Genomic DNA, 18370 nt, shown 5'->3' on the forward strand with positions numbered 1-18370 from the left:
TTTTTATTTATACGCCAAGGCGTATTTGATTGAATTTTGGCTATTTTTTTAAGGAGGAAAACTCATGGAAGGAAATGAAAAAACGTTATCTACAAAGTATGACCCGCAAGCAATTGAAGCGGGCCGCTATCAATATTGGTTGGATGGTAAATTTTTTGAAGCAAAAGATGATGCTTCGAAAAAACCATACACAATTGTCATCCCACCGCCGAACGTTACAGGGAAGTTACACCTTGGGCATGCGTGGGATACAACCTTACAGGATATTCTAACTCGTATAAAAAGGATGCAAGGCTATGATGTTCTGTGGCTACCAGGAATGGACCATGCCGGTATTGCGACTCAAGCTAAAGTTGAAGCGAAGCTACGTGAGGAAGGAAAAACTCGCTATGATTTAGGGCGAGAAAAATTCGTAGAGGAAACATGGAAGTGGAAAGAAGAATATGCGAGTCATATTCGTGAGCAATGGTCAAAACTAGGACTTGGTTTAGATTACTCAAGAGAACGATTCACACTTGATGAAGGACTATCAAAAGCAGTTCGTGAAGTGTTCGTTACCTTATATAAAAAAGGGCTTATTTATCGCGGTGAATACATTATCAACTGGGATCCTGCAACAAAAACAGCCCTCTCTGACATCGAGGTCATTTATAAAGATGTTCAAGGTGCATTTTACCATATGCGCTATCCTTTAGCAGATGGTAGCGGATCAATTGAAATTGCAACAACTCGTCCTGAAACCATGCTTGGCGATACTGCCATCGCGGTTCATCCAGAGGATGAGCGCTTTAAACACCTAATCGGTAAAACTGTGATTCTTCCAATCGTAGGTAGGGAAATTCCGATTGTTGGTGATGATTATGTTGATATGGAATTTGGTTCTGGTGCTGTAAAAATCACACCTGCCCATGATCCAAATGACTTCGAGGTTGGCAATCGTCACAATCTCGAACGCGTTCTCGTCATGAATGAAGACGGAACGATGAATGCGAATGCTGGTAAATACCAAGGTATGGACCGCTTTGAATGCAGAAAGCAAATTGTTAAGGACCTTCAAGAAGAAGGTGTACTTTTCAAAATTGAAGACCATCTTCATTCAGTCGGACATAGTGAGCGAAGTGGGGCAGTAGTTGAACCCTATTTGTCCACACAATGGTTTGTAAAAATGCAGCCATTAGCGGATGAAGCGATTAAACTTCAAAGTCAGGAAGATAAAGTACATTTCGTTCCAGAACGTTTTGAAAAGACGTATCTACATTGGATGGAGAATATTCGTGATTGGTGTATTTCGCGTCAATTATGGTGGGGTCACAGAATCCCTGCTTGGTATCATAAAGAAACTGGTGAGGTATATGTTGATCATGAACCACCAGCAGATATTGACAACTGGGAGCAGGACAAAGACGTTTTAGACACGTGGTTTAGTTCTGCATTATGGCCATTTTCGACAATGGGCTGGCCTGATAAAGATGCTACAGATTTTAAACGTCACTACCCAACAGATGCTCTTGTAACTGGCTATGACATCATCTTCTTCTGGGTATCAAGAATGATATTCCAAGGCCTTGAATTTACTGGGAAACGTCCATTTAAGGATGTTCTAATTCACGGTCTAGTACGTGATGCAGAAGGTCGTAAAATGAGTAAGTCACTTGGAAATGGTGTTGACCCAATGGATGTCATTGCCAAATACGGTGCCGATTCATTACGGTACTTCTTATCAACTGGAAGCTCACCAGGGCAAGACTTACGCTTTAGTATTGAAAAAGTTGAAGCGACTTGGAACTTTGCAAACAAGATTTGGAATGCATCGCGTTTTGCATTAATGAATATGGGTGATTTAACGTTTGAAGACATTGACTTTAGCGGTGAAAAATCTGTTGCCGATAAGTGGATTTTAACTCGCCTAAATGAAACAATCGCATCAGTCACAAATCTTGCTGATAAATATGAATTCGGTGAAGTAGGAAGAGTATTATATAACTTCATTTGGGATGACTTCTGTGATTGGTATATTGAAATGGCGAAGCTTCCTTTATACGGTGAAGACGAGCAAGCGAAGAAGACAACGAGATCGATTCTTGCTTATGTTTTAGATAATACAATGAGATTGCTACATCCATTTATGCCGTTTATTACCGAGGAAATATGGCAGAATCTGCCGCATAATGGCGAATCCATTACTATTGCAAAATGGCCAGAAGTAAATGCGCAACTTTCAGATGACCAAGCTGCACAGGAAATGCGACTATTAGTAGATATTATTCGCTCTGTTCGAAACATCCGCGCAGAGGTGAATACACCAATGAGCAAGCAAATTAAGCTTTATATTAAGGCAAAGGATGAAACAGTTCTAACCCAACTAGAAAAGAATCGTTCATACCTAGAGAGATTCTGTAATCCTAGTGAGCTTGAGATTGCAACTGATATTACTTCACCTGAAAAATCAATGACGTCTGTTGTAACAGGTGCGGAACTATTCCTACCACTTGAAGGACTTATTAATATCGAAGAAGAAATTAAGCGACTAGAAAAAGAACTAGATAAGCTTGATAAAGAGGTTGAACGCGTTCAGAAAAAACTAGGCAACGAAGGTTTTGTAAAGAAAGCACCTCAAAAAGTAATCGATGAAGAGCGAGCAAAAGAAAGAGACTATCTCGAAAAACGAGAAACAGTTCGTGAGCGCATTGCAGAATTAAGAGGCTAAATGAATAAAAGGCGAATCTTATATAGATTCGTCTTTCCTTCATTTTAACTATATTTGGAGGAACGTATATGATACAGACTTATGATGAAGCCCTTTCTTGGATTCATGGGAGATTAAGACTCGGCATGAAGCCAGGTCTATCCCGAATGGAATGGATGATGGAACGACTCGATCATCCGCAAGAAAAAATCAAGGCCATTCATGTAGCGGGAACAAACGGGAAGGGATCTACTGTTAGCTATATCCGAAACATGTTACAAGAAGCAGGTTATAAAATTGGAACCTTCACTTCTCCTTATATCGAGACATTTAATGAACGTATTAGTGTAAATGGAAAGCCTATTTCAGATGATGAAATTGTCTCTCTTTTACAAGTGATACAACCATTAGCGGAAGAGTTGGAGGGGACCGAACTTGGTGGTCCAACTGAATTTGAAGTAATCACGGCAATGGCTCTTTATTATTTTGGGGAAGCTTCCAATATCGACTTTGTGATTATGGAGGTTGGATTAGGAGGTAGACTTGATTCAACCAATGTTATTAACCCTCTTATATCAATTATCACAAGTATTGGCTTTGATCACATGAATATTCTTGGAGATACAATTGAAGAAATTGCGGGCGAAAAAGCGGGAATCATCAAACGAAATGTACCTGTTATTACGGCAGTTGAACAACAGGAAGCGATTGAAGTTATAAGTGCGAAAGCCAAAGAAAAAAATAGCCCTTTATATCAACTAGGGCAGGATTTCTTTATCCTTGGTCACCAATCAAATAACGGAGAATCTTTTACGGTCAAAACACAGAATAAAACCTTTCAAAATCTGCACATCTCGATGAAAGGTGCCCACCAAGTGAGAAACGCAAGTTTAGCCGTATTGGCAGTTCATATGTTGCAAGATACTGGTGCTGTACAAATAGAAGAGCGTCAACTTGTGACAGGTTTAGAAAAAACGAAATGGGTTGGGCGATTTGAAGAGATTTCGAAGAATCCACTGGTCATCCTGGATGGTGCCCATAATCCAGAAGGTGTTAATAGTCTTGTGAACACGATAGAAGCTCACTTGAGAGGCAAAGACATCCACATTATTTTTAGTGCCTTAAGTGATAAAAAATTAGACACAATGATTGGGCAACTTGAAAAAATCGCAAAAACCTTAACTTTTACAAGCTTTGACTACCCAAGAGCTGCAACCACAATAGAACTATATGAAAATTCATCTGCAGGTGAGTCTATAAAAACTGTCGATAATTGGCAGGAGGCAGTGGAAGCTGGAGTAGAACGAGTATCTTCGGTAGAAAATGCAGCTCTCATTATTACGGGCTCCCTATATTTTATTTCAGAGGTTAGGAGATTTTTATTAAACTGAATAGAGTCAAGGCCGATGTGAAATAGATAAGAAAAGACTTTCTTATCTTTTTTTCATGAAAAAGACAACATATGACATGGATTTATGTTTTTTTCTTTTCTAAATAATTTATTCAGCCTATAATGGTGCTAAAGAACTAATTGAGAAGGGGGAGTGGAGGATGAAGATTAAGAATCAAAGCGGAATCACTTTAATCGAAGTTCTTGCCTCCATTGTCATTCTTTCTCTAATCATTGTTACAATTGTACCGATGTTCATTCAATCATCTAAAGCAAATAATCTTTCTAAGAGTATTACTGAATCCACTTATCTTGCGGAATCAGAGATGGAAGAAATAATTCAATTAAATACAAAGTCTGCTTCCCCTTCCCTTAGTGAATTATCAAAACAAATGAATGATTATGGATACAACACTGATCTTTCATGTAGTACTTGTTATGGAATGACGAAAGATGACCGTTATGTATTTGTACAATTAAAAGATACCTCAACTGACCTAGTGAAGGTTGTCTTAAAAGTATATAGAGATTCAAGTAAACAAAAGCTCGAGTCCCAAATGGAGACGATCATATCTTGGAAAAAGAGTGGGTGATCAGGATGGAAAAGTGTGAGAAGGGTGTAACATTAGTTGAACTCTTAGCTGCCATTTCACTTCTTTCAATTATTCTTTTGCTTGCTAGCTCTGTTCACTTATTTGGGCAAAAACAGATGATTACCCAAAAGAATGAAGTACAAATCCAATCACATGAAAGACTTGCTGCAAATCTAATTACAAAAGAAATAAGAAAAGCAGATACGGTTAAGGTCAATAATCCCAATGAATTAACGATTAATGGCTCAGATGTATACAAACTTGAGGGAACCACAATTGAAAAAAATAATGAAGAGTTTATGACGAATATAAATGGTTTTAATGTTTCGAAGAATGGAAATCAAGTGATTTTAAAAATAGGAGCTCTGCCAGAAACTACTATTTATATCCGAGAATAGGCGTGATATTGTGAAAAAACAAACTTCATTTATCCAAAATGAAAAAGGTATTGCTCTTGTCATGGTACTATTAATTCTTACGGTCATGACAATTTTAGGACTAGCCATAATGGGACTCACCCTTAACAATATGAAAATGAGTTCTGGTGAAAGAACCTACCAATCTACCTATTATATTGCTGAATCGGGCATAACCTATACAATGGACATGGTAAATCAAAATATTGTAAATATTTATAATGACTCTGCCACCAGAGGAACTTTTTTTTCAGAAATTGATCATATGGTTGCGGACATAAATAATGAACCACCCTATCGCAATTTTGAAGAAGCTTTTGGCCATATACCAGAGGCAAAAATAACGATAGAAAAGATTGGGAATTACGATGTGAATGACAACTATCGAGATTATAAACTCACTTCGATCGGAACAATCGATAATCGGTCACGTACTGTGGAGAAACAAATTCGTATATCTTGGGTAGATAAATCGAATATTGACATTCCTGATACGGCGGTGTTTGTGAAAGAGAAAATTGATTTATCAAGAGGTGCACAAATTATCGGTGATGCCGGAACTAACTCTTCTGCCCCAAATTCGGTCATCATTAATGGTGGTGCAAGTATAACAGGAACAATATATGTAGGACCTAATGCTAAAAATGATGTTATTAATAATTCAAATTTCCAAGTAGTAAATTTACCTTATCAAAATACATTCGACCTGCCTCCCTTTCCTGATTTTCCATCCAATTCAAAACCGGAAAATGAGAGGATAAATAATAGTTATAATGTCATTGATAACGGTTCATTGCTCATTGATAACTACTTAGCAGATAACTATTTTTTGAATATGGACAAGGATTTGAAATTCAATGACATTTATATTACAAGAAATCGAACACTAAATATTAATATTGGAAATGCTGATCGCAGTATAGTTGTAGATCACTTAAATATTGTAAATGGAAAAATAAATATAATTGGAGCAGGTAAGCTCACTCTTTATGTTACTAATAAAATTACTATGGGGAGTAGTAGTGTTATTAATACAACAGATGAAATTGAAAGTAAAAAAATGAATGAAGCTACAAAGTCGAACCTTATAAAAGAACAAATAAAAAAACTTGATATTTTTTATAAAGGATCAACTCTAGAAATGGCAGGAGGCCAAAAAATATATGGTTCGCTATATGCCCAAAATGCAGACATTGAAATGACTAGGGGTTCTGGTTTTCAAGGACATATTATTACTGGTGGCGTAAAAATAAACATTGATGGTGATGCGAGTGCAGTGACTCAAGTATTTTATGCTCCTAATGCTAATGTGAAAATATTAGGAGGTGGGTCAGTAAAAGGTAATATTATTTCTAAAAATCTTACCATTACAGGTGGAGGGGTAATAACATATGAAAAAGTTTCTTTTGAAGATCTACCCCCAATGTTTGGTGGTACAACAGAAACCATTTCACCAACGGATATTCTTTCAGCGGAACCTACTCGAGAAAAATAAGTTGATAAAATGCTTAGGGGGCGTATCGCTCCTTTTTTTTTGTAAAAAATGACGAATTGTAACAAAATCATTGTTTTTATTACAAATAGGCCCTTAATTATCTTTAGTATTTTCCTATTTTCATATAAAATGATAGGGGAAGAATAGGTATATTTTACTATTCTGTTTTGAGTGTTTTTAATGTCTTTTTTAAAATCATGTAATTGAATCTGGAGACAATACAAATTAATCACGATTAAATATAGAAGTCAAAAAGAGTTGAAAGGAGCACATCGATGCAGAAATTACATACAGTTAAAATTTTTAGCTTGCTTTTACTTTGTGTTTTACTCCTATCCCTTTTTTCGACTTTTGGATCAAAAACATACCATGCCTTCTTCGCTGATGATTCCTTCAAGGAAGTAACAATGATTGGACCAGTTGATGTATCGGGTCTTAGTGAAGAAGATGCAAGAGCTGCAATACTAGCAGAGGTTGAGACTTGGTATGGAATGGGTGACATCTCGCTTGTTTCGGGTGATATGAAAAATGTGGTAAACAAACGGGAAATGTTTAGTTTTAATATCCTTGAAAGTATAAATACAGCAGTTAATGGTACTCAAAACCTTTTGTTAACAGGGATTAAGGATGAAAACTTTGAAAAAGTTTTAAACGAATTTAGCTCAATAGATATTAACACAGTGGAGCTTGAAAATGAGTTGCTTCTTTCCGCATCAACCTTACATCCTGGTGAAATTGAAATTAATCTTATGCAATTTGTCAAAGTAGATGAAAATAATGTCGTATCACAATCAGTCATTCGCAATCTTAAGGATGAAAGTGAAATTGTAAAATGGGTGAAGGAATTTGGTTTGTTAAATTTACCCGCAAACAAACCATTTTCCTTACTCACATTTTTATCGGAAAGCGGAACAACATCTAATTATTCCAATGAAGCATTAAGTGTGATTGCGACTGGAATTTATTCAACTGTTTTATCTTCCAATTTTGAAATCATCGAAAGACATATTAGTGCACAGCTGCCTTATTATGCTACATTCGGCAATGAAGCATTGATTGAAAAAGAAAAAAAAGATCTAATGATTTATAATGTTAATCCTTACGAGTATAAATTACTGTTTTCATTGAAAAATCATGAATTTAGTGTAGAGCTAATTGGTCCAGAAATACAAACTTCGATTAATGTGAAAATAGAAGATGTAGAGTCCATCGAACCTAAGATTATTAAGCAGTATGATAGTACTCTTCCTAAAGGCGAAATGGTTATCAAACAAAAAGGAACTGCAGGTCAATTTGGAAAAATCTATCGCATCATCCAAAAAGTTGGTGAGGTAGATGAAAAGGTGAAGATAGCTGAAGACTATTATCCACCAATTCACACAATCGAATCCCATAGTATTTTGGTTCCGGAACCCCCTCAAAACCCGAGCGATAAGCAACCAGAAGGCAATATATTGGATCCGGAAATTGCTCCTGGAACAAATAATGGTTCAAACGGTGAAGAAAATAATCAAGAATCTGGAAATGATACGGGCGAAGATAACGAAAATATAGATTTATGGGAGGATCCTGATCCATTGCATTTACAAAAATCTTAGGGAGGGGAAAGTCTATGCTCAGAGGTCGTAAGCGATTAGGTGATTTGCTTATCGAGGCAGGTCTTTTAACAGAGCAACAATTAAAACAAGCCCTTGAAGATCAGTCGGAATCACAAAAACTAGGGGATATTCTTCTTCAAAAAGGGTTTATTACGGAGCAACAATTAATCGAGGTTCTTGAGTTTCAATTAGGTATTCCCCATGTGAGTCTATTTCGATATCCAATCGACACATCATTAACGACTTTGATACCAAAAGAAATGGCGAGAAGACATCATTTAATTGCCCTTCGCAAAGATGGGGACAAGCTATATGTTGCGATGGCAGACCCAATGGATTATTACGCCATTGAGGATTTACGCCTAACGACTGGGTTTCAGATCGAGCCCGTCATAGCTTCTAAAGATGAGATAATACGGGCGATAAATAAGTTTTATGATTTAGACGAAGGGGTAAAGGAGCTTTTTGCAGAAGCTCCTACGGAAATTGAAGAAGAGAGAATTACAAATGAGGATTCACCAGTTGTTAAATTAGTAAACCAAATCCTGCAAAATGCTGTTCAACAGCGTGCCAGTGATATACATGTCGACCCGCATGAAACAAAGGTTTTGCTTCGTTATCGAGTGGACGGGGTGCTTCGTACGGAACGGTCGTTACCAAAGAGCATGCAAGGTGTCTTAACGGCACGTATTAAAATTATGGCCAATCTAGATATTACCGAAAGCCGCATCCCACAGGATGGTCGAATAAAAATAAATCTTGAAGCACATCATATTGACTTACGTGTTTCCACCTTACCAACTGTATTTGGTGAAAAAATTGTAATGAGGGTTCTAGATTTAGGGAGCGCATTAAATAATCTTTCACAATTGGGATTTAATAATGTGAACCTAAAACGATTTAAAAAACTGATTCATAACCCAACTGGAATTGTATTAATAACGGGTCCTACCGGGTCAGGAAAATCTTCAACTCTTTATGCTGCATTAAATCAGCTTAATTCTGAAGATGTAAATATCATTACAATTGAGGATCCTGTTGAATACCAGTTAGAGGGTATCAATCAAATTCAAGTAAATTCAAATGTTGGAATGACTTTTGCCAAAGGGCTTCGTGCCATTTTACGACAAGATCCTAATATCATTATGGTTGGAGAAATTCGTGACCAGGAAACAGCAGATGTAGCTGTTCGAGCATCATTAACGGGTCATTTAGTCTTAAGTACTCTCCATACAAATGATTCACTTGGTACGATTACACGCTTAATTGATATGGGTGTTGAACCATTTCTTGTTGCCTCATCGCTTTCAGGCGTGGTTGCTCAGCGATTGGTTCGTCGTGTATGTCGAGATTGTGGTCGATTGCAGGAACCAACTGTACGTGAGCTCGAAATCTTCACAAAACGTGGAATTACCATTGAAAAAGTGAACCGAGGAAAAGGCTGTGGAACCTGCAATATGACAGGATACAAAGGTAGGGTTGCCATCCATGAGTTATTGGTAATCAACGACGACATGAAAAGGGCAATTATGAATCGAGAGTCTTACACAACTCTTCGTGAACTAGCCATCAAAAACAAAACCATCTTTTTAATTGATGATGGGCTATTAAAAGTAAAACAAGGATTAACAACTACAGAGGAAATATTAAGAGTAACAACGGCTGAATAGGTGGGACGTATTATGAAGGATAAAATTAATCAAGTATTACATTCAGCACATGAGCATAGGGCTTCTGATATTCATATAACTGCTGGTGTTCCTCCGATTTTTCGTATAAACGGGGAATTAAAAAGATACGGAAAAGACATATTAAAGCCACCAGTCATTGAGGAAATAGCGAAAGCAATAGTACCAGAAGAAATGTGGGACCGTTTTAAACAAAAAGGAGAACTCGATTTTTCGTATGGCATCGCAGGTGTGTCACGATTTCGTGTCAATATCTATATGCAAAGAGGATGTCCAGCCATCGCTTTTCGTGTGATTCCTACCTCTATTCCGACAATTGAGGACCTTGCACTACCAGAGGTGTTAAAAAAGATTAGTCAAAAGCCACAGGGGTTAATCCTTGTAACAGGTCCAACGGGGAGCGGGAAGTCCACAACTCTTGCAGCGATGATTCAATACATTAATCAAACAATGAGCAAGCATGTTGTGACATTAGAGGATCCAATCGAATACCTGCATAAGCATGGGATGAGTATCATTGAGCAACGAGAGGTTGGAAGTGATACTCATAATTTTGCAAATGGTCTTAGAGCGGCCTTACGACAAGACCCGGACGTCATTCTTGTCGGAGAAATGCGGGACTTAGAAACAACACAAACGGCAATTACGGCAGCGGAAACCGGCCATCTTGTATTAGGAACTTTACATACTGTAAATGCTCCTTCTACGATTGACCGTATCATTGATATGTTTCCATATGCACAGCAGCCACAAATCAGAATCCAACTGGCAAATGTACTAGTAAGTGTCATATCCCAGAGGTTATTTCCAACGGTTGATAAAAAAGGACGCAAGGCTGCTACCGAGATTTTACTCAATAATTCTGCAGTCGCGAATTTAATTCGAAATGAAAAAAATCACCAGATAAAGAATGTAATGCAAACAAGCCGTGCAGAAGGAATGCATACATTGGAAACCGATCTTTTAGACTTAGTTCGAGCCGGAGTGATTTCAAGAGATATTGCTCAACCTTTTTTACAGGAGTTAAATCCCAATGCCTAGATTTAAATATGAAGGTAGAGATAAATTTGGTAAGAAATCCGGTACGATTTCAGGAACTTCTAAGCAGGACGCTGTTAGGTCTCTTCACGATAAAGGCATTCGGGTTATTACGATTAATGAAGTACCAGAGACGTTTTTGACAAAGGATATTTCTATTGGTCAGCCGGTTAAGCTAAGAGAGTTTGTCATTTTTTTACGACAATTTGCAACCCTGATAAAAGCGGGTGTGACAATTGTAGATTCGATAAATATTTTGGCACATCAAACAAGCAGTAAGCCACTCCAGAAAGCTCTACTAGAGGTAGGAGTAGATTTAAGAGAGGGGATCCCGTTATCTACTGCAACAGCCAAGCATAAGAGAATTTTTACTACTCTTTTTACGAATATGATTCGTGTAGGTGAGGTTGGCGGAAATCTTGATGATACTTTAGAAAATCTTGCCGTTTATTATGAAAAACAGAATAAAACAAGACAAAAGGTAAAATCAGCAATGGCTTATCCAGCAGTTGTTGGTATTATCGCAGTCGTTGTCGTAATTTTTCTATTAGTTTCCGTCGTTCCAACTTTTGTAGACATGTTTGCCGATTTTGGTGCGGAGCTACCTGGTATAACGAAATTCGTTTTAAATGCAAGTGTGTTTATGCAAAGGTTTTGGTGGCTTGTTATCCTTTTAGGCCTGTTTATTTATTTGCTGTTTATATTCCTTAAGCAAAAACAAGAAACAAGATTTTATCTAGATTTTGCTCTGTTAAAAATGCCGATTTTTGGGAAGCTAATACAAAAGGCTGTTCTTGCTCGCATGACAAGAACATTAAGCTCTATGTTGAATAGTTCTGTTCCGATCTTACAAGCACTAACAGTGGTCGAAACAATTGTGGAAAATGAAGTGATCGCGAAAGTGGTAAAACAGTCTAGGCAAGCTCTTGAACAAGGGAAGTCAATGACAGATCCGATGAAAAAGCATTGGGCATTTCCGCCGCTAATCACCCATATGATTGCAATTGGAGAAAGCACAGGTTCATTAGATGAAATGCTGGGTAAGGTGTCTAACTTTTATGAAGATGAAGTAGACAATGCAACAGACCAGTTAAAATCATTAATTGAACCGCTCATGATTGTTTTTTTAAGTGGGATTGTCGGGACTATCGTCACATCGATATTAGTACCAATGTTTGATATTTTTAACCAAATCCAATAAAAAGTAAAAAAAATCCACATTTTTGTAAAGAAATGTTTAAACTTTGTCGTTTTAAACAAAATTCTAGTGTTTTCAACAGCGTTTGCTATTATAATAAGTAGTAGAATTGGACTAGTTCCTATGAAGGAGAGGAAAAAATGCTTAAAAAATATTTGAAGAATCAAAAAGGATTAACATTAATTGAGTTGTTAGCGGTAATTGTCATATTAGGGATTATTGCGGCTATTGCTGTGCCTAGTATTGGAAAATTGATTGATAATACTAAAGATAAGGCAAAGGTTGCAGAAGCGATTCAAATTATTGATGCTGCAAGATTAGCTCACGCTACAAATAGTAATCAAACAACTTGGACTCATTCAGCTGCCGAGGGAGATGCAGAAGGAACAATATATTTAAATGATTATTTAGATAGTGTTGATGACACTTCATACACAGTAACGTACGATACTGATACTAAATTGTATAGCATATCTGCTCATGAGGCTAATACTGTCATAAATTCAGACCCTGCAACAGAAGCACAACTTGAGAATTATATAGATTAAAAATAATTAAAATGTAAAGTTTTACAAAAAAATGAGAGATAACCGATTATGGTTGTCTCTTAAAAAAACTCGAGGTGGAGTAATGGAGTTTTTTCTAATTTATCTATACTTATATATTTTAGGAACTGTTCTTGGTTCCTTCTTCAACGTGGTAGGCCTACGCATCCCGAATGGGGAATCAATCGTTCGTCCTCGTTCAGCATGTCCGACTTGTAAGCACCAGCTTACGGCGATTGAGTTAATTCCTGTATTTTCTTACCTCATTCAAGGAGGAAAGTGCAGAAATTGTAAAACACGCATATCACCGATTTATGCTTCAATTGAGCTTGCCACTGCAATTCTTTTCACGATTTCACCAATGCTGGTGGGATGGTCAAAAGAATTGATCATCGCATGGACCTTGATATCTTTATTAGTCATTATATTTGTTTCCGATCTTACCTACATGCTTATCCCAGATAGGATTTTATTATTCTTTGCCCCATTGCTATTCTTTGAGCGCATCTTCGTTCCACTCGATCCATGGTGGGACATGTTAGTTGGAAGCATCGTTGGATTTCTACTTCTTTATCTGATTGCAATCGTTAGCAAAGGTGGAATGGGCGGAGGAGATATCAAATTATATGCTGTTTTAGGGATTGCATTAGGTTGGAAGCTAGTCCTTCTTTCATTTTTCCTTGCCACACTCATCGGAACAGTCCTTGGATTAATTGGGATTGCAATTGGAAAAGTAAAAAAAGGAAAGCCAATGCCCTTTGGTCCTTCCATTGTTATTGGCACGCTTATTGCTTATTTTTTTGGCCATGAGCTTATCGCATCATATATTGATTTAATTGGATAAGGGGATACATAATGGCTTTGACACTATTTTCACCAAGTAAAATTGCAAATATTATTATAAAAGATCACGCTATTCGATATGTGGGTGTGAAACGTTCTAACCCTATTACTGTACATAAGTTTCGTGAAAAATATTTGCCCCCTGGTATTATTCAAGATGGGAGAATTCTTGAAAGAGACACATTGCTCTTAATTTTAGAAGAATGTGTAACAGAATGGGGAATAAAAAACACCCAAGTTCAGTTCGTTATTCCAGATCCCTTTGTTGTCATCCGGAAAATTTCCATTCCAAGTGAAGTAAAGGATGATGAGATTTTAGGATATATTTATTTGGAAATGGGGACAACCATACATCTCCCTTTTGATGAGCCAGTCCTTGATTTCAAAGTCCTTTCAGAAGAAGAGAAGATAAAAGAAGTTCTTATCTTTGCGGCTCCTGAGGAGGTTGCATTAGAATATTCCTCCATACTAGAAGATGCTTCTTTAAAACCAATTGCAGCCGATATTACACCACTTTGTATGTATCGACTCTTTCACTTTTGTCAAAAAACAAACGAAGAGGAGCATATTTTATTGCTTCAATTTGATTTGCAATCTGCCAACTTGAGCATTTTTCATCAAGATATTCCTTTGTTTATGAGACATCTTAATTTGGATACATCGATAGAGGATTGGGACATCAGAGAAAATTCTTCTCATACTCTAGCGGATATAAAATGGAATAGTCATCGAAGTAAATTAGAGGTTCTCATTGATGAAATCATGAAAGAGATTGAACATGTCATGAACTTTTATAGTTTTAATATGACCCAGGGGAAAGAACGGATTACAAAAATTTTAGTTAGCGGGGATCATCCAAATCTTCCGGACATCTCTTCTACACTCATTGAGAGATATGAAATTCCGGTACATAAAATTGATACATTTGATAAACTGCCTAGTCAATATTTTCTACCATTAGGATTAGCACTTAAAGAGGTGTAAGTATGCTTGTAAATATTAATTTACTTCCAAGAAAAGAATTTAAAAACCGAGCAAAATTATTACTCCTCATCATTGTGATTAGTGTAGCATTAATAGGCTTCTTATTAATTTTCATTCAGTACAAACAAGCAACTTCACAAGAAAAACAGCTAGAAAAGCAAATTGCAACTTTACAAGAAACTCGTGGTGTTGTAGAGCAAAAAAATGATTCAGCAAATCAATCAAATAATGTGATTTACTTAGAAAAAACAGTTGAATGGGCAGACCGTTATTTTGTAGAAACAGTGCAAATTTTAAATCATTTAACAATGTTGTTACCTGACCGAGGCTTTGTTCAAAACTTTTCATATACAGAGGATGGAATTGTTTCTTTAGAGGTTCAGTTTGATACAAATACTGAGAATGCCCATTATTTAGCATTACTTACTGATTCTCCATTTATCGAATCAGCTCGACTATTAACCGTTTCGACTACCCCAATCACCGACACAGGTGAAGGGACAGATACTACCACCGAGACACCTGATACAAACAATAATGCTAAAGAAAATATGGGTACAACCGATAATAAAATAGAATCCGAGCAAAATAATAACATTTTACCGAGATATTATGCTGAATATGAAATCATTTTTGATAAGAGTGCCATAAAGTCAATGCAGGAGGGGAAATAGACATGACTCTCCATTTTTCACGTAAACAAATCACTTATTTAGTTCTAGCGATTGTCTTTTTATTAGGAGTTTTTTATTTGACGTATCTCCTCCTAGTAAAACCTGTGAAGCTAAAAATTTCTCAATTAGAGAATAGTGTCAAAACAGAACAAAGATTATTGGATGTTATTTCTGAAAAACGGACAAATGATGCACCAGTTATTAGTTCCACTGAGATTCAAAAGAGAATACCAGTAATTCCATTAGTGGAACAAATCGTCTTGGATGTGCAACGAGCTGAAACTTTATCAGATAGCAACGTAATCGAAATGTCCTATAGTGAGAGTGAGTTTACGTTAATTGATGAAATCCAACCTGAAGGACAACAAGAGGCAGCGAATCCTGATAATACGAAGGAAACTAAACAGGATACAAATGATGATGGTACTGATAATCAGCTTGAGGAAGGGGATAGAGTAGACCCTAAACTAATTGATGGCCTCAACCAAATAACAGTCACGTTACATGTTCAATCGCCCAATTATGAAGAATTGGAAAAGTTTCTATCAGCTCTTGAACATCAAACGCGCATAACTAGGGTTAATTCATTACGTTTTACAGGCACTCCAGAGCTTGTGTCAGTGGAGCAAGTCGCTGAACAACTCGTGTATGATGTAACCATTTCAACATTTTATATGCCGAAATATACAGAACTTGCTGAAGAGGCACCGAAACTTACCGTTCCACCTCCAAGCAATAAAAAGAATCCATTAGCTCCAGGACTGGAAAAGAAAGACGAGAACAATCAGTAATACAATAGAAAGAGGTGAGAACAGCTTGGAATCCTTTGTAATTGCACTTATATCTCTTTTACTTGTCCTACCTATTATTTATTTTTTACCACTTGGTTTTACTAGGAAGGGGAAATTACTTATTCTTTTTTGTGCATTTTTCGTTTTTGTCATTGGAATCGCAGTGAAGACAGTGATGAGCGTATGGCAAATAGGGTTAGTGTTAATACTGCTAGCAATAGGGTTTTCATATTTAATCAGTAAAAAATTTGGAACACAATTGTTTCTTCATCCAGAAAATACTTCGGGAGTAGAAGATAAGGTCATCAAATTTGAAATTGAAGATGAAGTTGAAGAAGAAATCCGTAGTCAGATAAAAGTTGAAGAAAACAAGGATCCAGTTGTTGAGCTAGAAAAGGTATCTCCTCCAATACAAGAGGTTGAAGAGGAATTTGTGGCGGAAATTCAAACAACTGATAATCAAAATGAAGATGATCTTGCGTTAGAAAATGTGTACGTAGATACTGAAGAACTCGAAAATACATATGAAATACATACTAATGATGAAAATCCCGATTCTGATTTTGATGACTTGCTCAAAGAAATCGAGAGTGGATTAAATGACAAAAATAGTGAAATTCAAGATCAAGATGAAATGGTTGAGGCTACAGAGGAAACGGAAGAATCACAACCGTTGGAAATAGCTGAAATGGAAGATGAAAATTTAGATATAGCACCACCAGTACTTGAAGAAATTCAATTTGATAGTTTACAAGTAACTCATGATGAGGAGTCTAATGAACAAAGTGAAATAGAAGAAATTTCAATGATTGAATCAACCGATTTTGATATAGATGAGATTGAGGTTGAGTTAACTGAAGAAGAAGACTTTATGAATGAACAACAGATAGAGCAAGAACTTCAGGAACAATCGGAAGACATAGCCGAAGTTGAGGAGATAGAGGACATTGAGTTAGACACATCAGAAAACGAACAGAACAATGAAACAGAGATTGAGGATGTAAGTTCTAATATAGTGGACATTGGTGATGAAGAGAGCGATATACCAGAAGAACGAGACGATCAAAATGATCTAAGGCAACAGCTTTTTACAACGATGATTTCTCAGATCAAACTTTCTCGAAATAAATTATCAACTACTCAATATGAAAAATTAATACTGGGTCATCTTCATCCGAATTTATCTGATCATGATTATTATACTTTTGTAAGCTTGTTAATTGAACATTATATTAAAACTGAACAAAATGATGAATTGTTCACATTACTTTCTCAAAATAAGAGCAGATTTGAGAAATATCCTGTTATTTTACAGGAAATTAACTTTTTATTAGAAGAATATTGCAAAATATGACGAAAAATAGCGAAAAGCATGGTAAAATAGATGGAAAATGCCGTTGTTTTAAAAATAAATAGGTGTGGTGAATGATTTATGAAAAAAAGTGTTGAGATAGTTGGTTTACCAATCATTAGTATTATAGATGGAATAGAAATAGGAAAAGTTAAATCTTTAGTCATCAACCCTGAAAAAGGCTCAGTTGATTTTCTAACAATTGAACATGAAGATTGGCAGGTAAGTGTAAAAGCTATTCCTTTCAAAAGAGTAGTCGGAATCGGAGAGTACGCTGTTACCATTGAAAGCGAAAGCTCAGTCATTGACCTTAATGAAATTCCAATTGCAAATTCACTAGTAAATAAGAAAATTAAAATAACGAATACAAAAGTAATGACTCGAAAAGGTCAGTTATTAGGAGAAGTCCTTGAATATTATGTTGATGATGAAACAGGAAATCTATTAGGAACATTATTAAATGTTTCTGGTAAGGAAGTTGTCTTAGCATCGGAATTTGTTCTTACATATGGAAAAGACATTATTATTGTCGGCGAGGATGCTTCATCAAAATTCCTTGATTCAGTAGAAGCATTAGAAAATCCACAAATAGAATCTACTGAAAACCAGCAAGATATCGACGTTGATGAATTACTACCTGGATCAACAGAAACACAAAGTCCATTTGATGAAATTAACGCTTCTATTGATAAACATGAAGAATCTGAATCAAAAGCATTGCGCTTAAAACAAGTTGATCTTCTTTACGGTAAAGTGGTTACAAAAGACATCCTGGATAGTGAAGGAAATGTCATCATTCCAGCGGGAACTCATTTATCTGTTGATGATATTATTAAAGCTCAAGAAGAAGGTCCAAGTGTATTCGTTGAATTATCCATGAATGTTGAAGAGTAAAACCCTCATATAAGTGGGTTTTTTCTTTTTATAGAAGTCCCAAAAAACTTCTGATGTTTATTCTTGTAAGAATTTGACGACAACCTCTAGTAACAAGACGACAAATGTCTTGTTCTTTTTTCTTCTATGTATGATAGGATTGACAAAAAAAGTAGAGCGTTTCAATCAAATACGCTTTGGCGTATT

The 18370-nt window shown here is 36.3% G+C and carries 16 protein-coding genes; all 16 read left to right on the forward strand.

Annotated elements, in window-relative coordinates; all coding sequences use genetic code 11:
* The first annotated feature begins 64 nt into the window (after window positions 1-64).
* Window positions 65-2707 (forward strand): valine--tRNA ligase, encoded by a 2643-nt coding sequence (locus ABC371_RS12965; protein WP_412897173.1) that lies wholly within the window; start codon window positions 65-67, stop codon window positions 2705-2707.
* 68 nt (window positions 2708-2775) lie between these two features.
* On the forward strand, window positions 2776-4077 hold the full coding sequence (locus ABC371_RS12970; RefSeq protein ID WP_412897174.1) for a bifunctional folylpolyglutamate synthase/dihydrofolate synthase: 1302 nt from the start codon (window positions 2776-2778) through the stop codon (window positions 4075-4077).
* 160 nt (window positions 4078-4237) lie between these two features.
* A complete protein-coding gene (locus tag ABC371_RS12975) occupies window positions 4238-4669 on the forward strand; it encodes a type IV pilus modification PilV family protein (RefSeq protein ID WP_412897175.1) in 432 nt (143 codons plus the stop codon).
* Window positions 4670-4674: 5 nt separating this feature from the next.
* A complete protein-coding gene (locus ABC371_RS12980; RefSeq protein ID WP_412897176.1) occupies window positions 4675-5067 on the forward strand; it encodes a prepilin-type N-terminal cleavage/methylation domain-containing protein in 393 nt (130 codons plus the stop codon).
* A 10-nt stretch (window positions 5068-5077) separates the two neighbouring features.
* Window positions 5078-6580, forward strand: a complete 1503-nt coding sequence (locus ABC371_RS12985; RefSeq protein ID WP_412897177.1) for a pilus assembly PilX N-terminal domain-containing protein — start codon at window positions 5078-5080, stop codon at window positions 6578-6580.
* A gap of 275 nt (window positions 6581-6855) precedes the next feature.
* Window positions 6856-8178 carry a G5 domain-containing protein gene (locus tag ABC371_RS12990; RefSeq protein ID WP_412897178.1) on the forward strand — a complete coding sequence of 441 codons (1323 nt, stop codon included), beginning with the start codon at window positions 6856-6858 and terminating at the stop codon, window positions 8176-8178.
* Window positions 8179-8192: 14 nt separating this feature from the next.
* Window positions 8193-9848: a GspE/PulE family protein gene (locus ABC371_RS12995; RefSeq protein WP_412897179.1), complete on the forward strand. Its 1656-nt coding sequence runs from the start codon at window positions 8193-8195 to the stop codon at window positions 9846-9848.
* A 12-nt stretch (window positions 9849-9860) separates the two neighbouring features.
* Window positions 9861-10907 carry a type IV pilus twitching motility protein PilT gene (locus tag ABC371_RS13000; RefSeq protein ID WP_412897180.1) on the forward strand — a complete coding sequence of 349 codons (1047 nt, stop codon included), beginning with the start codon at window positions 9861-9863 and terminating at the stop codon, window positions 10905-10907.
* Window positions 10900-12105, forward strand: coding sequence for a type II secretion system F family protein (locus tag ABC371_RS13005; RefSeq protein WP_412897181.1), 1206 nt, complete (start codon window positions 10900-10902; stop codon window positions 12103-12105). Before ABC371_RS13000 ends, ABC371_RS13005 begins: the two co-directional genes overlap by 8 nt.
* A 137-nt stretch (window positions 12106-12242) precedes the next feature.
* The gene (locus tag ABC371_RS13010; protein WP_412897182.1) at window positions 12243-12650 is read left to right on the forward strand and encodes a pilin; all 408 of its coding nucleotides are present in this window, start codon (window positions 12243-12245) and stop codon (window positions 12648-12650) included.
* 82 nt (window positions 12651-12732) lie between these two features.
* Complete coding sequence (locus ABC371_RS13015; protein ID WP_412897183.1) at window positions 12733-13491, forward strand: prepilin peptidase; 759 nt, start codon at window positions 12733-12735, stop codon at window positions 13489-13491.
* A gap of 11 nt (window positions 13492-13502) precedes the next feature.
* Window positions 13503-14474, forward strand: a complete 972-nt coding sequence (gene pilM, locus ABC371_RS13020) for a type IV pilus biogenesis protein PilM (RefSeq protein WP_412897184.1) — start codon at window positions 13503-13505, stop codon at window positions 14472-14474.
* Between the two features lie 2 nt (window positions 14475-14476).
* A complete protein-coding gene (locus ABC371_RS13025) occupies window positions 14477-15148 on the forward strand; it encodes a PilN domain-containing protein (RefSeq protein ID WP_412897185.1) in 672 nt (223 codons plus the stop codon).
* 2 nt (window positions 15149-15150) lie between these two features.
* Window positions 15151-15939: a hypothetical protein gene (locus ABC371_RS13030; protein ID WP_412897186.1), complete on the forward strand. Its 789-nt coding sequence runs from the start codon at window positions 15151-15153 to the stop codon at window positions 15937-15939.
* Window positions 15940-15964: 25 nt separating this feature from the next.
* On the forward strand, window positions 15965-17293 hold the full coding sequence (locus tag ABC371_RS13035) for a hypothetical protein (protein ID WP_412897187.1): 1329 nt from the start codon (window positions 15965-15967) through the stop codon (window positions 17291-17293).
* A gap of 78 nt (window positions 17294-17371) precedes the next feature.
* Window positions 17372-18184 (forward strand): PRC-barrel domain-containing protein, encoded by an 813-nt coding sequence (locus ABC371_RS13040; RefSeq protein ID WP_412897188.1) that lies wholly within the window; start codon window positions 17372-17374, stop codon window positions 18182-18184.
* Window positions 18185-18370 lie beyond the last annotated feature (186 nt).

The sequence above is a fragment of the Bacillus jepli genome (assembly GCF_047238305.1).
GTDB lineage: Bacteria > Bacillota > Bacilli > Bacillales > Bacillaceae_L > Ferdinandcohnia.

Bases quoted from the DNA above. Each gene is read 5' to 3' on its own strand.
- ABC371_RS12965 (WP_412897173.1), top strand. From the start codon at position 65: ATGGAAGGAAATGAAAAAACGTTATCTACAAAGTATGACCCGCAAGCA.
- ABC371_RS12970 (WP_412897174.1), top strand. From the start codon at position 2,776: ATGATACAGACTTATGATGAAGCCCTTTCTTGGATTCATGGGAGATTA.
- ABC371_RS12975 (WP_412897175.1), top strand. From the start codon at position 4,238: ATGAAGATTAAGAATCAAAGCGGAATCACTTTAATCGAAGTTCTTGCC.
- ABC371_RS12980 (WP_412897176.1), top strand. From the start codon at position 4,675: ATGGAAAAGTGTGAGAAGGGTGTAACATTAGTTGAACTCTTAGCTGCC.
- ABC371_RS12990 (WP_412897178.1), top strand. From the start codon at position 6,856: ATGCAGAAATTACATACAGTTAAAATTTTTAGCTTGCTTTTACTTTGT.
- ABC371_RS12995 (WP_412897179.1), top strand. From the start codon at position 8,193: ATGCTCAGAGGTCGTAAGCGATTAGGTGATTTGCTTATCGAGGCAGGT.
- ABC371_RS13000 (WP_412897180.1), top strand. From the start codon at position 9,861: ATGAAGGATAAAATTAATCAAGTATTACATTCAGCACATGAGCATAGG.
- ABC371_RS13005 (WP_412897181.1), top strand. From the start codon at position 10,900: ATGCCTAGATTTAAATATGAAGGTAGAGATAAATTTGGTAAGAAATCC.
- ABC371_RS13010 (WP_412897182.1), top strand. From the start codon at position 12,243: ATGCTTAAAAAATATTTGAAGAATCAAAAAGGATTAACATTAATTGAG.
- ABC371_RS13015 (WP_412897183.1), top strand. From the start codon at position 12,733: ATGGAGTTTTTTCTAATTTATCTATACTTATATATTTTAGGAACTGTT.
- pilM (WP_412897184.1), top strand. From the start codon at position 13,503: ATGGCTTTGACACTATTTTCACCAAGTAAAATTGCAAATATTATTATA.
- ABC371_RS13025 (WP_412897185.1), top strand. From the start codon at position 14,477: ATGCTTGTAAATATTAATTTACTTCCAAGAAAAGAATTTAAAAACCGA.
- ABC371_RS13030 (WP_412897186.1), top strand. From the start codon at position 15,151: ATGACTCTCCATTTTTCACGTAAACAAATCACTTATTTAGTTCTAGCG.
- ABC371_RS13040 (WP_412897188.1), top strand. From the start codon at position 17,372: ATGAAAAAAAGTGTTGAGATAGTTGGTTTACCAATCATTAGTATTATA.